The following is a 14,292-nucleotide window of genomic DNA, read 5'->3' as shown; positions in this document are numbered from 1 at the left end:
AATGGCAAAAGATAAATCAGGATACATCATCGCGGCCGCCTTTATTGGCCCTGGAACAGTAACTACGGCAAGTCTGGCAGGTGCAAACTTTGGCTTTCACCTAGTATGGGCGCTCCTTTTCTCCATATTCGCAACCATAGTATTGCAAGACATGGCAGCGCGTTTAGGTGTGGCCAGCGGCCAAGGCCTAGCCAGTGCAATGAAAAACATGGCTTACAAGCCATGGCTAAAGAATCTTTTTATCGTGCTTATTGTCAGTGCTATCGGCATTGGCAACGCAGCCTATGAATCGGGCAACCTAACCGGCGCAGCAATCGGCCTAGACGCATTTATCAGTATAGGCATTGGCCCCTGGGCCAGTATTTTGGGCACGATCGCTATAGTTTTACTCTGGTCGGGCAGCTACAAGTGGATAGAGACAGTACTGGTTTATCTCGTCTTTATTATGGCTGGCGTATTTCTTATCACGCTGTTAGTAGCCAAACCTGATATCGCCGCGATGTTTAGTCAGTTAATGTCTCCGCGGCTGGACGCTGACGCCATTACCACGGTACTGGCGCTTATTGGTACCACCATCGTGCCTTACAACTTGTTTCTTCACGCGAGCCTAGTTGCAAAATCATCGAAAGGCCAAGATAAACAAGAAGCGGTCGTCGCGTGCCGAAACCAGTCTGCTAGAGCTATTAGTATGGGTGGGCTTATTACGCTTATCGTAATGGCAACAGCAATGATGGCGTTCTTCAATCAAGCTGCCACTATGGACGCTTCGAACATGGGCGAGCAGCTTAAACCGGTTTTAGGTGACAAAGCTCAGTGGTTCTTTGCACTAGGGTTATTCGCCGCAGGCTTAACCAGTGCTATCACTGCGCCGCTAGCAGCCGCTTATGCGGTAACAGGAGCACTAGGGCTTTCTGACGATATGCAAAGCAAGAGCTTTAAAGCGGTATGGTTTATCATCATTGTAGTGGGTGTCAGCGTTGCAGCACTTGGCTTTAAGCCCCTACCCGCCATCTTGTTTGCTCAAGCGACCAATGCTCTTTTGCTGCCAATTATTGCCATATTCCTATTGATCGTTATGAATAAAAGCACCGCACTGGGTGAATTTAGAAACACATGGAAAAGTAACCTGGCAGGCTTTCTAGTAGTGGGTACTGTGATTGGTTTAGGCCTGTATAAACTAATCGGCGTATTTAGCTAATCTCCAAAATGGCAAAAATGGGGTCAGAGTAATTTTCTCCCTTTGTATGTCATTATAGTGTGCACTCGCAGATAGCAATGAAATTACGTGACTAACAAACTTACTGCATATGAGAAGGGCCAAAGTAATACTTTGGCCTTTTTTAATAGAGAGCGTAGCTGCAAAAAGTACTCTGCCCCCATTTTGGGGCTGAAAAAGTACTCTGACCCCTATTTTTAGCTGGCGAGGCGTTGCAGAATATCCTGGAGCATCGCTTTACTGCAGCCAAAGTTAATTCTGAAATGATCCGCCTTGTGAAAATCGATGCCTGGTGACGGGCCTACGCCTTTCTCTTCGGCCCACTGCTGGACGTTCTCTACACCTAGTCCACTGGCGTCTACCCACGCAAGGAACGTCGCATCGGCTTTGAGCATTTTAAGCCCGTCAATGCTGTTTACTGTGTTAAACACCATATCTCTGTTTTCACGCAAGTAGGTAAGTTGCTGCTGATGCCACTCATCACATTGAGTGAATGCTGCTTCTGTAGCCGCTAAGCCCAATACAGTAACCCAAGGTACGATGCCCGCTGCGGCATTGGTAAATGCCTGACGCAGCTGGCGATTAGGGATGATGGCAAAAGACGTTCCCAAACCAGCAATATTAAATGTTTTACTGGCAGCCATTAGCGTAACGCTATTTTCAGCAAGGTTGGACTCGCGGCCCGCCGGTATGTGCTGCTTGCCATCTTCTAGAATAAGGTCGCAGTGGATTTCATCAGAACATAGCTTAACGTTGTTCGCGTTACAGATCTCAGCAATGCGATCTAATTCAGCTTTAGTAAGCACCGAACCTACCGGGTTCATTGGGTTACAAAGAATAAACAGCTTACATTTAGGATCAGCCGCTTCTCTTTCTAATGCTTCAAAATCTAACGTATAGCGCGCACCTTCAACACTCGATATAGTTTCAGAACTTGTGCCGTCGTCATTTTGCACTACCGTGCCTATATCTACCCGTTCGAGACCATTTAGCTTTGGGGCAGCCAGTAGAGGCGGATAATTAGGTGTTTGAATAAGTACTTTATCACCGGGTTCACAATAGGCTTTACACGCTACGTTAAACGCTGGCACAACGCCTGGTGTCCACACTAGCCACTCGGGTTGAATTTCCCAATTATGCTTATCTTTAAGCCATCTCACTACAGCCTGAATGGCGCCTTCGTGATGTGCAGGCAGTATGTAACCCATGTTGCCATGCTCAACCTGACCCGAAATGGCGTCTAGAATTGGCTGCGCGCAACGAAACTCAGTATCGGCAACCCACGCAGGAATGATGTCTTTCCCTTTGTACTTTTGCCATTTGAACGAAAACGTGTCTTTTCTGGGAGGGGTATTATCGAATAAGGCGCTCACATTACATCCTGTTGCATAAAAACTTATGCCACCAGTGTAGAATTTTAGCGCCTCATAAACTAGGGGCGTGAGATGAATTAACCCGAATTTTCTATATCGAAATGTACTTTAATAGAGATAAATTAACACGTTAAAGCCAAAGGTAAATTGCGCTTTGCTGTCCTAACCTGTTTTACGTTGTCATCGTTAACCACGAAGTAGATTTTTGGCTCTCATGCACACCTTTAGCGTGCGATACATAAAATGAAAAACAACCTACAGGCTTAGCTGGCCTGCGACACCGCCTCTCTCGATTTTTGAACTAGCTCTTCCATATTGAGTGGCTTAGCAAGAAAACCGGTAACCTGAAGTTTACGCGCTTCTATCACTAACTCTTTGTTAGGGTCGGCAGTAATGAGTAAAAATGGAACGTCCAACCCCGAAGACTGACAGGTTTTTAGAAGACTTAGTCCATCATAATCCGGCATTACTTGGTCACTGATGATCAAGCTGATAGATTCTGCGGTTTGTTGCAGCAAAAAATCCCTTGCAAATTTACTACGTGTAAATGGATACACGGTGGCGTCTAACTGCGTTTCCAACGCGTCAGTAATAAGGTCAAGCGTGATAGGATCATCTTCAACTACTGCTACAGAAAACACTACCCTTCCCCTTTTTGTTAGGTCATTAGCCGTAAATATTACAACGACTTAGCTCACGTGTTAAGGCATCAGTCTATTGTACCAATCCGCATAGATTAATGCTCGCTGGGTATTGATCTATGCGGACTGATTTTCCAAGCATAGAATCTCTGAACGCTTTTGACCACTAACCTTTGGTCGATATTTAAACTTTTTCTAACGTTTTAGTGATAATGCTAGAAAGCAGCTTTTTTGATGGGAAGTGACGGTGTGTAAGTTGAGACACGAGTTGAAAGATTGCAGGCCAAACTCATCGGCAAAATGGAAAAAAAATGCCAGCTGACGCTGGCATTTTCAAAATCAATGTAAGTCTTAGAAGCTATTAAGACTTAGGTGCACGTGATGCACGCTTACGCTCGTTTTCTGTAAGAAGCTTCTTACGAATACGGATAGATTCAGGCGTTACTTCTACTAGTTCGTCGTCATCGATGAACTCAAGCGCTTGCTCAAGTGACATTCTGATTGGTGGAACTAGTGTTTGCGCTTCGTCAGTACCTGATGCACGAACGTTAGTAAGCTGCTTACCTTTAAGGGCGTTTACAGTAAGGTCGTTGTCACGGCTGTGAATACCGATAACCATACCTTCGTACACTTCAACACCGTGACCGATGAATAGACGACCGCGTTCTTGAAGGTTAAACAGAGCGTTAGTTAGTGCTTTACCGTTTGCATTAGCGATTAGAACACCGTTCTTACGCTTACCGATGATACCGCCTTTGTACGGACCATAGTGATCGAACGTGTGATATAGCAAGCCAGAACCCGACGTTAACGTCATGAACTCTGTTTGGAAACCAATTAGGCCACGGCTTGGAATGATAAAGTCGATACGTACACGACCTTTACCATCTGGAGACATGTCAGTCATTTCTGCTTTACGCAGACCAAGCTGTTCCATGATTGAACCCTGGTGCTGTTCTTCACAGTCGATAGTCAGGGTTTCGTATGGTTCTTGCGTTGCGCCGTCAACTTCTTTCAGAATTACTTCTGGACGTGACACTGCAAGCTCGTAACCTTCACGACGCATGTTTTCGATAAGAATACCTAGGTGAAGTTCACCACGACCAGATACGCGGAACTTGTCCGGATCAGGCATTTCTTCAACGCGCAGTGCAACGTTGTGTACTAGTTCGTCTTTAAGGCGCTCTAGAATGTTACGTGACGTTACATACTTACCTTCTTTACCTGCAAACGGCGAGGTGTTTACCTGGAACGTCATGGTTACTGTAGGCTCGTCAACCGTAAGTGGAGGAAGTGCTTCTACAGTGTTGACGTCACAAATGGTGTCAGAGATCTTAAGTTCGCCAAGACCTGTGATTGCAATGATGTCGCCCGCGTGCGCAGATTCAACTTCGTGACGAGCAAGGCCAAGGTAGCCGTAAACTAAGCCTACTTTGCCGTTGCGCTTTTTGCCATCAGCAGTAACAACCGTTACTTGTTGATTTGGCTTAACAGAACCACGCTTAACACGACCTACGCCGATAACACCCACGTATGAGTTGTAGTCAAGCTGAGAGATCTGCATTTGGAATGCGCCGTCGATATCTGCATCAGGAGGAGAAACCTGGTCAACGATAGTTTGGAACAATGCCGTCATATCGTCTTCTTTAGTATCTGCATCTAGTGATGCCCAACCGTTAAGTGCAGACGCATAAACAACTTGGAAATCTAGCTGTTCGTCAGTTGCACCTAGGTTGTCGAATAGGTCGAAAACTTGATCCATAACCCAATCAGGACGCGCACCAGGCTTGTCGATTTTGTTGATAACAACAATTGGCTTAAGACCTTGAGCAAATGCCTTTTGCGTAACGAAACGGGTTTGTGGCATCGGGCCTTCTTGCGCATCTACAAGTAGAAGTACAGAGTCAGCCATCGACATTACACGCTCTACTTCACCACCGAAGTCAGCGTGTCCTGGAGTGTCTACGATGTTGATACGGTAGTCGTTCCAGTTAATCGCTGTGTTCTTAGCTAGGATGGTAATGCCACGTTCTTTCTCGATGTCGTTCGAGTCCATTACGCGCTCTTCTTGCTCGCCTCGAGATTCAAGGGTGCCAGACTGCTGTAACAGTTTGTCTACCAGGGTGGTCTTACCGTGGTCAACGTGGGCGATGATTGCGATGTTACGCAATTTATTAATATCAGTGGTATTCATGCTTATATAGAGCCTGTGTAAATCAACGTCTACTTCAATTCAGTGGAAAGGAGTATGCGTTAGATTTGTTGCAAAAAAATGCAGATAGAAAAATTTGCGCGGATTGTACAGAAAAACCACGACGTTTGCGCATCTTTTTTTTGATGGAAACGAGTTTTATTGGTTTTCAAACACTTGTTCAACAAATAACCAGCCCCGTTGCACTTAATTGATCATATTTGGTGGCTATACGCTACAAAGTAATCTAGGCTGATTGACGTACAAATGAGCACAAAACGCCATATTGGTGCAACATTGCACCAATATAATGCAATTTAATTCAAACGGAAGTGATAGATGCCCGTCTATGCCACAGAAATCGGTATACATATAGATGGCATGATAATCGCTTTCACTTTTGCCACTGTTGGAGTGAAGCTGATCATTCCGCATTTTTACATTAAACCTGGAGGACACGATGTCAGTAGAAAAGGCATTAGAGCTGATTAAAGAAAGTGAAGCGAAGTTTGTAGATTTACGTTTTACCGATACAAAGGGTAAAGAACAACACGTATCTATTCCTGCGAGCGTTGTTGATGAAGAGTTTTTCGAAGAAGGTAAAATGTTCGATGGTTCTTCAATCGCTGGCTGGAAAGGCATCAACGAATCAGACATGGTTCTTCTTCCAGACGCAACAAGCTGCGTAGTTGACCCTTTCGCTGAAGAGACACAAGTAAACATCCGTTGTGACATCGTTGAACCTTCAACAATGGAAGGTTATGAGCGTGACCCTCGTTCAGTTGCTCGTCGTGCAGAAGAATTCCTAAAATCAACTGGCATCGGTGACACATGTTTCTTCGGCCCAGAGCCAGAGTTTTTCCTTTTTGATGACGTACGCTTCCACACTGACATGGCGGGTTCTTTCTACAAGATTGACTCTTCTGAAGCAAAGTGGAACTCTGGCGAAGAGTTTGAAGGCGGCAACATGGCACACCGCCCTGGCGTTAAAGGCGGTTACTTCCCAGTACCACCAGTGGACTCTGCTCACGATATCCGTGCTGCAATGTGTCTAGTTATGGAAGAGATGGGCCTTGTTATCGAAGCGCACCACCACGAAGTAGCAACTGCTGGCCAAAACGAAATTGCTTGCCAATTCAATACGCTAGTTAAGAAAGCTGACGAAATTCAAGTTTACAAGTATGTTGTTCACAACGTTGCACACGCATACGGTCAAACAGCTACCTTTATGCCTAAGCCGCTTGTTGGCGATAATGGTTCTGGTATGCACTGTCACCAATCTATCTCTAAAGATGGCGTAAACATCTTTGCAGGTGACAAGTACGCAGGTCTTTCTGAGGAAGCACTTTACTACATTGGTGGTATCATCAAGCACGCGCGCGCAATCAACGCGTTTGCTAACGCTTCTACTAACTCATACAAGCGTCTGGTTCCTGGATTCGAAGCACCGGTAATGCTTGCATACTCTGCACGTAACCGTTCTGCATCTATTCGTATTCCTCACGTAACTAGCGATAAAGCACGTCGTATTGAAGTACGTTTCCCTGACCCAACAGCTAACCCATACCTAGCGTTCACTGCTATGCTTATGGCGGGTATCGACGGTATTAAGAACAAGATCCACCCTGGTGATTCAATGGATAAAGACTTGTACGACCTACCGCCAGAAGAAGCTGCTGAAATTCCAACAGTTGCAAGCTCGCTAGAAATGGCACTTGAAGCTCTTGATAACGACCGTGACTTCCTTAAAGCTGGTGGCGTTATGACTGACGACATGATTGATGCATACATCGATCTTAAGTCTGAAGAAGTAACGAAACTTAACATGACTACTCACCCTGTTGAGTTCGACATGTACTACAGCTTGTAAATTCGCACTGTATAGTAATTTATACTAAAGCCCGCTCTGCGGGCTTTTTTTATGCGTACAATTTATCTACTATGTTTTTATAGCTATGCTAATGAATATTCTTTCATGCTGTATCAACTGCGCACAGGGCTTTGCCCGCTTGCATCTGCATACAACTAGAAAGGTTATCCATAAGCCAAACATAGCAAGCTATATTAATTAGCCAGCTAGCCAAAACCACATTGATTAGGTAACGACACGTGCACTATATGACGCGACACATTTGCTTAATTTCGCTATTACTAAGTAGCGGCAATGGCTTACTGCCTGTGCAAGCGGAAATGCTGAGCCAAGAAAGTACCCAGCAAGAAGCACAAGAAAGCGAAACCGGACAAAGCAGCAATGCAACATCAGCCGCAGCTACCTCTCCAATGACCATATACAAGGTGGTAGGTAAAGACGGCTCTGTGACTTACACCGACAAGCCGCAGCAAAACGCAGAACCCCTAGCTTTCGATGTAAAAACGCAAAACGTAGTAACCGCGGCAAAGGTTACCCCACCTCCCCCTCCGAAGCCGGCTGCCCCCAAGCCCAACTATCGCGTAGTCATTAAGTCACCTTCACCAGAAGCGACAATTCGCAATAACTTGGGTGAATTCACTATTTCTGCCGCACAACCTGGTGCACCCAAAGCGCCAATCTACCGATTAATCTTTGACGACGCCCCATTAGCTAGCAATAGTTCAGGCGTCTTTAAGCTTACTGGTATCCATCGTGGGGCACATACTTATAAAGTTGAACTCACGAACAATACGGGCAAGACTCTTGCATCGTCTCCATTACAAACCCTTTACCTGCATCAGGCATCGGCGTTAATTAATAACTAATAGCGTGCAACCACTGTTATGTATGCGCACCATAGAGGTTCAGTGAACATTTCTTCTTGAGCTCTTTATTCGCGCAACGCATCATTGCAAGCTACAATGCACTATTATGGTGCAAAGGAGACGAGCTCGGATGCATTCCACCGAGTTAGAAACACAACAGCTAATCAATAGCCTAAATACCGCACTGGTAATGGTAGACAACAAACTTACGATTGTTTATGCCAACCACGCTGGTGAAGCTTTGTTTGAGACTGGATTAAAACAACTTATTGGGCATCCACTTCAAGATTTTTTCTTGCCGGGCACAATAGAAACCACCCGACTTAAAGCTGCCATCAGAAAAGGTGAAGATTTCACCGAAAACGAAATTAAGTTGGCTTTTCGAGATAACCGCTATGTATCTGCCGACCTAACCGTTACCAACTTGCACTTCGAAGACGGCCCACGACTGCTATTTGAAGTTAAAAAGATTGACCAGCAAAAGCGAATTTCTCGAGAAACTTTACAAAACGCGCAGCATTACGCAGCACGGGAATTGGTTCGCGGCCTTGCACACGAAATCAAAAATCCTCTTGGTGGTATTCGCGGTGCAGCACAGCTATTAGAAAAAGAGCTGATTGACGAGCATAAAGAATTTACAAGCATGATCATAGAGCAGTCTGACCGTCTGCGAAACTTAGTTGATCGATTGCTTGGACCAAATTCACTACCTCGATTTGAAGAAAGCAACGTGCATCAAGCGCTTGAAAAAATACGCAGCTTAATGCGCTTTGACTCAGACAATCCCATTACCATAGTTCGCGACTATGACCCCAGCATTCCACCGCTTATGTTAGACCCTGACATGATTCAGCAAGCGGTGCTCAATATTGTGCGCAACAGCGTTCAGGCATTAACCGAGAGCCAAACCCCCAACCCACAAATTAGGTTAATTACGCGAATAGAGCGCCAAATGACAATTCAAACGAAGCGTCACGCGCTGGTAGCTAAAATAAAAATTATTGATAACGGCCCGGGTATTCCGGCTGAAGTAAAAGACACACTTTTCTACCCCATGGTCACAAGCAAGCAAAATGGCTCTGGGTTGGGTTTGTCTATTTCACAGACCCTTATAAACCACCACGGCGGCAAAATAGATGTAGATAGCTACCCTGGTCACACTGAGTTCGTAATTTACATACCAATAGATCGTAAGGAGACAGACGATGACGAATGAGTCTGTGTGGATTGTCGATGATGACAGTTCTATTCGTTGGGTGCTGCAAAAGGCCTTACAAGCAGCAGATATCAGCTGCTTAAGTTTTGAAAACCCTGAAGATTTATTGCTTCAACTTCAAAGCGGCCAAGCCCCTGAAGTCATCATTTCAGACATAAGAATGCCACAAATGGACGGCATGACATTACTGAACGAAGTGCATGCCTCGCACCCTATGCTCCCCGTTATCATTATGACGGCGCATTCGGATTTAGACAGCGCAGTTAACGCATATCAAAAAGGCGCCTTTGAATATTTGCCAAAGCCATTTGATATCGACGAGGCAGTAACCTTAACCCAGCGGGCGCTGGCACATGCCAGAGAGCAATCCACCGTATCTAAAGCGCAAGTTGAAGACGTAGTAACGGAAATAATTGGCGAAGCACCTGCCATGCAGGAAGTGTTTCGTGCCATAGGTCGTTTGTCTCGCTCTTCAATTAGCGTGCTAATTAACGGGCAATCAGGAACGGGTAAAGAGCTTGTGGCGCACGCCCTTCATAGGCACAGCCCAAGAGCAAGTAAACCTTTCATCGCCCTTAATATGGCCGCCATTCCTGCCGACCTTGTAGAATCAGAACTATTTGGCCATGAGAAGGGCGCGTTTACCGGAGCCCAGGCAGCTCGCCAAGGCCGCTTTGAACAAGCCGACGGCGGAACATTGTTCTTAGATGAAATAGGCGATATGCCGTTAGATGTACAAACCCGCCTTTTACGTGTGCTTGCAGACGGCCAGTTTTATCGTGTCGGTGGCCATCAATCAGTGAGTGTGGACGTACGCATCATCGCTGCAACTCACCAGAATTTAGAACAAAGGGTTGCTGAAGGTAAGTTTAGGGAAGATTTGTTCCACCGCTTAAACGTTATCCGAGTGCACCTTCCTTCACTTAACGAGCGCCGCGAAGATATTCCACTACTGACCCGTCACTTCTTGCGCCGAGCAGCCAAAGAACTTGATGTAGAAGCTAAAAGCATATCGAAAGACGCTGAGCGCGTAATGTCTCAGCTACCATGGCCTGGAAACGTAAGGCAGCTAGAAAACGTGTGTCGCTGGTTAACGGTAATGGCGAGTGGTCAAGAAGTGCTGCCCAGCGATCTGCCACCGGAAATTCACAGCGATAGCAGTATTGAAAAACCTAGCGCTGAATCGGGTGAGTGGCCAGATTTGTTGGCAAACTGGACCGATAAACAGCTTCGCGACGGCCATCACAATATTCTTAACGACGCGATGCTGACGTTTGAGCGTATTATGCTTGAGCGAGCACTTCAGCACACTCATGGCCACAAACAAGATGCGGCTAAACGCTTGGGTTGGGGGAGAAATACCCTAACAAGAAAGTTAAAAGAACTGGGTGTGAACTAACCCTAGTGACTACGCCGAAAGCTAGCAGGGAACTCACTGCTAGCTTATGAGCGGCTTGCTACCTAATGTCCTTTCGACAATAGCGCCGTCATTCCCTGATTGAAATGCCTTACCCACTTCATACTAAACTGGCCTTTGGCGCTTCGATTTATTTCTATCACCGCCTCTTTTTTAGAAAGTACGTTATCTTCATTGTGCGCTCTTGGGTGTGTCATTGCATCGTAGGTATCAACAATGGCTAATAACTTCGCACCTTCACAGATATCGTCTTCTTTTAGCCCCAATGGATAACCTGTTCCATCAGTGCGTTCATGGTGCTGCATCACGATTTTGCGCGCCATATCCCATTGGTCTAGGTGCTCTAACAAACGGGCACTTTTATACACATGAGAGCGCATAAGATTAAATTCGATATCGCTTAGCGCATCCCCTTTGTGCAAAAGCTTCAATGGCATGAAGGCCATTCCGAAGTCATGTACATAGCTGGCTACGGCAAGCTGATCTTCGTCTATAGGGTTTTCGGCCACGTCGTTAATATACATAGCCAGTTTGGCAATGCGATCACCACGACCAGACCAGTAGTTAGAGCGGCGTTCAATGGTTTGCATTAAGTCGCGGAAAAATAGAATATCTTGCTTCTTTTCACTACTAATATCTTTAGGGATACCTGTAGCCGCTAACGTAGGGGGCTTTATCTGAACGTTTTGTGGGTCGTCTTCATCCGCAACAATATCTAACGCTGGGTTAAGTAATAAGACCGCTTCGGTAAGGCGTTTTTCATGCTCAGCAGTATTTTCAGGCGTCACACGACCGATAGCTAAAACCAGCTGATTGTGAAGATTGTCATCGTATTCGGCTTTGCCACTGGCCATTACAGCCTCTACAAAGGCTTTTACTCTGTCCATAGTAAGCAATACCAAGTCACTCATAGTACTTGTGTACGCCACCTGCCCCTTGCGCAAATAATCTAGCAAGTCTTCTACATGCTGCAAAAGCGGGATCATGGGCGAGAAATTAACCAGGCCTAAATCACCTTTAATGGTGTGGATTGAGCGAAACAGAGCACGCTGCAATTCGTTGTCTTCAGGACGAAGCTCTAGTTCAATCAAGGTTTGTTCACTTGATTCATAGAGTTCGTTTATTTCCTCCATAAGGTCAGCAAGAATATCTTCTTCTAGGTCGTCTGGAGTAAATGTCTGCATATAGTGGTTACCGAGTTAGGTTCGATTGCGCTTTTTATTATTGTAATTGGGTATCGGCAAAATTTCCTCATACTAAAGGTGATAAACATAGCCACTTTTCCAACTTATTGCTCAACTATAACTTCCGCACTATAAAAACTCATCGGACAAGTGTACGCTGAAACTTCATCTATACTGCGCGCGTCAATTGTATCTAGGAGTTGTTTTGATCGCTTTATTCCGCATTCCGGCACTTTTTATCGCTTTTTTAGTCATTAACATTGTTCTGCTAATTGTTTGTATCGCACGACCTTTTCACAAAGATAACGTGCATATTGCGGGTAGTATGTATTCACTTATGGCTAAGATCGTAGGTCTCAAAATTATTATAAAGAAAGATCCTGCGGTTAAAATAAACGAGCCCTACGTTTACATCGCCAATCATCAAAACAGTTTCGACGTTATCACTATCTGTAAAGCTGCACTGCCTGGCGTGGTAACCATTGGCAAAAAGAGCTTAAAGTGGATCCCTATTTTCGGCCAAATCTATTGGTTGTCAGGCAATATCATGATTGATAGAAAGAATTCAGGTAAAGCCCGTAATACACTCGACATTGCTGCAAAACGCATTGCGAAAAAGAAAACGTCGGTATGGCTGTTCCCAGAAGGTACACGAAGCTATGGCAGAGGCATATTACCTTTTAAGCAAGGTGCGTTTCGCCTAGCTAAGACCACGAACGAACCGGTTGTTATGGTAACCGCCAGCAATTTGCACAATAAAGTAAAATGGAACCGTTGGAATAACGGCATTGTGCTTATTGATATTGCCGCCCCTCAGGCTTTGAACGAAGACAAGACAATTAAAGAGTGGATGGTGCATTTTAACGATGAAATGAAACAAAAGTTTGATGCGCTTAATACACAGGTCGATGAACTGGAAAAAAGCAGGTAAACTTGCGTCAAAATTGCTAACGAGTGTTTATTATGACCCAGTTCGATGAAAGAGAAGAGTGGTACGAGTTTAACCAAGAAACTATTGATGCCCTTCTAGAAGACGGCAGCCAAGCCGATGCCGACTATACCATTGAGCACCACTTCGCCAGCACTGACTTCGACGTGCTAGAAAAGGCAGCTGTTGATGCGTTTAAAGCTGGTTTTGAAGTCACCGACGCAGAAGAGCTTATTCTTGACGATGGCGAAACTATTTTCTGCTTCGACGCGGTTGCAGAGCGAAAGCTAGATATTGAAAAACTTAATGCGGACTCTGACACCTTGCTTAAAATTGCCGACAGGCATGATGTAACCTACGACGGTTGGGGTACTTACTTCGAGCCGCGTGAAGAAGGTGAATACGAACAAGAAGATCACTACTTCGACGACTGATCTCTAAGGCACCCTCACCGTTTTAACTGAGAAGGCGTTAAGTTAGCCTTCAGCTTTTGTTCATCTTTTTCCGTCAACAATGACACTGTCATTATCGATTGGAAAAGGATGGACAGATGAAAAAGCTACTTTTCTCACTTACTACATATTCTGCTATTGCAACAATACAGCTTGCGCTTATGTCACCTGTGCATGCCAGTACCGAAAATAGCGCACAAAACAAAAACGTTACCTCTAACGAATACCGTTACGACAAACCATTTATTGCCGCTGAATCGCTGCTGCCTAAAACCTCAGCAGCATTGACAAGCGAAGAAACAATCTCTCAATCTGTTGATAACGTTGAGACTGACCAACAGTCCCTTCCCAAGACAGGTAAGCATCAACAGCATTTGGCCGTGAGTAAGTCCTCTAGCGATATCGTAGTCAGCAGTATTAATGAGTTTTGGATTTATGAAAGCTGGGTAAAGCTTGAGCAAGACATTGATTACGATGGTTATCACTCCACGTTTTCGATTGAGTTTGACGCCGACACCATTTTCACTCGTGCGCCAGTATACGCGGTCCTGTATTTGGGCAAAAACGACGTGTACGAGTCTATTCACGTGTCGTCTGAATTTTACATTTACTCAGAAGACTCAACAGATACCTTTACCATTGAAAGCACATTAGTTTCTGGCTATCCGCCCGGTGAGTACGACATTCTATTAGAGCTTTATGATGCAGATACCGAAATGCTTGTGGCGTATACCGATGCCTATGATGACAGCGCACTCGCCTATCTTCCCCTTGAAAGTGAAAATAATGAATATGTGGTTGAAGATACGGTAGTCATAGTAGAAGAGCATGGCGGAGCATGGTCTTTACTCCCACTGTGTCTATTAGGTGGCATTGTACTTGTTAGACGCAGAATCAAGCGGAATATCTAAGCCTTAGCTAGTGACGATCATATCGAA

General features: G+C 45.2%; 12 protein-coding genes. 8 read left to right on the top strand and 4 right to left on the bottom strand.

Translation table 11 applies throughout. From position 1 onward, the window contains the following. Position 1 precedes the first annotated feature (1 nt). Positions 2-1,198 (top strand): Nramp family divalent metal transporter, encoded by a 1,197-nt coding sequence (locus MHM99_RS05415; protein WP_239218450.1) that lies wholly within the window; start codon positions 2-4, stop codon positions 1,196-1,198. A gap of 215 nt (positions 1,199-1,413) precedes the next feature. Here the strand turns inward: MHM99_RS05415 and MHM99_RS05410 are convergent, their stop codons facing one another. From MHM99_RS05410 to typA, 3 genes are all read right to left on the bottom strand, one after another. Continuing rightward, positions 1,414-2,589: a PatB family C-S lyase gene (locus tag MHM99_RS05410; RefSeq protein WP_039226147.1), complete on the bottom strand. Its 1,176-nt coding sequence runs from the start codon at positions 2,587-2,589 to the stop codon at positions 1,414-1,416. A gap of 263 nt (positions 2,590-2,852) precedes the next feature. Continuing rightward, positions 2,853-3,230: a response regulator gene (locus MHM99_RS05405; RefSeq protein ID WP_014950586.1), complete on the bottom strand. Its 378-nt coding sequence runs from the start codon at positions 3,228-3,230 to the stop codon at positions 2,853-2,855. 361 nt (positions 3,231-3,591) lie between these two features. Next, positions 3,592-5,424 (bottom strand): translational GTPase TypA, encoded by a 1,833-nt coding sequence (gene typA, locus MHM99_RS05400; RefSeq protein ID WP_049588246.1) that lies wholly within the window; start codon positions 5,422-5,424, stop codon positions 3,592-3,594. Positions 5,425-5,881: 457 nt separating this feature from the next. On the opposite strand from typA, the gene glnA reads away from it, so the two are divergent. The 4 genes from glnA to glnG all read left to right on the top strand — a co-directional run bounded on the left by glnA (position 5,882) and on the right by glnG (position 10,772). Then, positions 5,882-7,291 carry a glutamate--ammonia ligase gene (gene glnA / locus MHM99_RS05395; RefSeq protein ID WP_168462823.1) on the top strand — a complete coding sequence of 470 codons (1,410 nt, stop codon included), beginning with the start codon at positions 5,882-5,884 and terminating at the stop codon, positions 7,289-7,291. Positions 7,292-7,530: 239 nt separating this feature from the next. After that, positions 7,531-8,157, top strand: a complete 627-nt coding sequence (locus MHM99_RS05390; protein ID WP_343213272.1) for a DUF4124 domain-containing protein — start codon at positions 7,531-7,533, stop codon at positions 8,155-8,157. A 130-nt stretch (positions 8,158-8,287) separates the two neighbouring features. Next, complete coding sequence (glnL, locus tag MHM99_RS05385) at positions 8,288-9,373, top strand: nitrogen regulation protein NR(II) (protein ID WP_014950590.1); 1,086 nt, start codon at positions 8,288-8,290, stop codon at positions 9,371-9,373. Beyond that, positions 9,363-10,772 (top strand): nitrogen regulation protein NR(I), encoded by a 1,410-nt coding sequence (glnG, locus tag MHM99_RS05380; protein ID WP_239218448.1) that lies wholly within the window; start codon positions 9,363-9,365, stop codon positions 10,770-10,772. Before glnL ends, glnG begins: the two co-directional genes overlap by 11 nt. Positions 10,773-10,834: 62 nt before the next feature. Here the strand turns inward: glnG and MHM99_RS05375 are convergent, their stop codons facing one another. After that, positions 10,835-11,974 carry an HD domain-containing phosphohydrolase gene (locus MHM99_RS05375; protein ID WP_239218446.1) on the bottom strand — a complete coding sequence of 380 codons (1,140 nt, stop codon included), beginning with the start codon at positions 11,972-11,974 and terminating at the stop codon, positions 10,835-10,837. 205 nt (positions 11,975-12,179) lie between these two features. On the opposite strand from MHM99_RS05375, the gene MHM99_RS05370 reads away from it, so the two are divergent. From MHM99_RS05370 to MHM99_RS05360, 3 genes are all read left to right on the top strand, one after another. Beyond that, positions 12,180-12,905, top strand: coding sequence for a 1-acylglycerol-3-phosphate O-acyltransferase (locus MHM99_RS05370; protein ID WP_168462824.1), 726 nt, complete (start codon positions 12,180-12,182; stop codon positions 12,903-12,905). 32 nt (positions 12,906-12,937) lie between these two features. Beyond that, positions 12,938-13,336, top strand: a complete 399-nt coding sequence (gene rraB, locus MHM99_RS05365) for a ribonuclease E inhibitor RraB (protein WP_239218444.1) — start codon at positions 12,938-12,940, stop codon at positions 13,334-13,336. A 116-nt stretch (positions 13,337-13,452) separates the two neighbouring features. Beyond that, positions 13,453-14,265, top strand: a complete 813-nt coding sequence (locus tag MHM99_RS05360) for a choice-of-anchor H family protein (RefSeq protein WP_049588251.1) — start codon at positions 13,453-13,455, stop codon at positions 14,263-14,265. Positions 14,266-14,292 lie beyond the last annotated feature (27 nt).

The organism is Alteromonas sp. MmMcT2-2, from assembly GCF_022348305.1.
GTDB classification, from domain to species: Bacteria; Pseudomonadota; Gammaproteobacteria; order Enterobacterales; family Alteromonadaceae; genus Alteromonas; species Alteromonas macleodii.
This window is presented reverse-complemented; position numbering and strand designations above follow the sequence as displayed.

Bases quoted from the DNA above. Each gene is read 5' to 3' on its own strand.
- MHM99_RS05415 (WP_239218450.1), top strand. From the start codon at position 2: ATGGCAAAAGATAAATCAGGATACATCATCGCGGCCGCCTTTATTGGC.
- typA (WP_049588246.1), bottom strand. From the start codon at position 5,424: ATGAATACCACTGATATTAATAAATTGCGTAACATCGCAATCATCGCC.
- glnA (WP_168462823.1), top strand. From the start codon at position 5,882: ATGTCAGTAGAAAAGGCATTAGAGCTGATTAAAGAAAGTGAAGCGAAG.
- glnL (WP_014950590.1), top strand. From the start codon at position 8,288: ATGCATTCCACCGAGTTAGAAACACAACAGCTAATCAATAGCCTAAAT.
- glnG (WP_239218448.1), top strand. From the start codon at position 9,363: ATGACGAATGAGTCTGTGTGGATTGTCGATGATGACAGTTCTATTCGT.
- MHM99_RS05375 (WP_239218446.1), bottom strand. From the start codon at position 11,974: ATGCAGACATTTACTCCAGACGACCTAGAAGAAGATATTCTTGCTGAC.
- rraB (WP_239218444.1), top strand. From the start codon at position 12,938: ATGACCCAGTTCGATGAAAGAGAAGAGTGGTACGAGTTTAACCAAGAA.
- MHM99_RS05360 (WP_049588251.1), top strand. From the start codon at position 13,453: ATGAAAAAGCTACTTTTCTCACTTACTACATATTCTGCTATTGCAACA.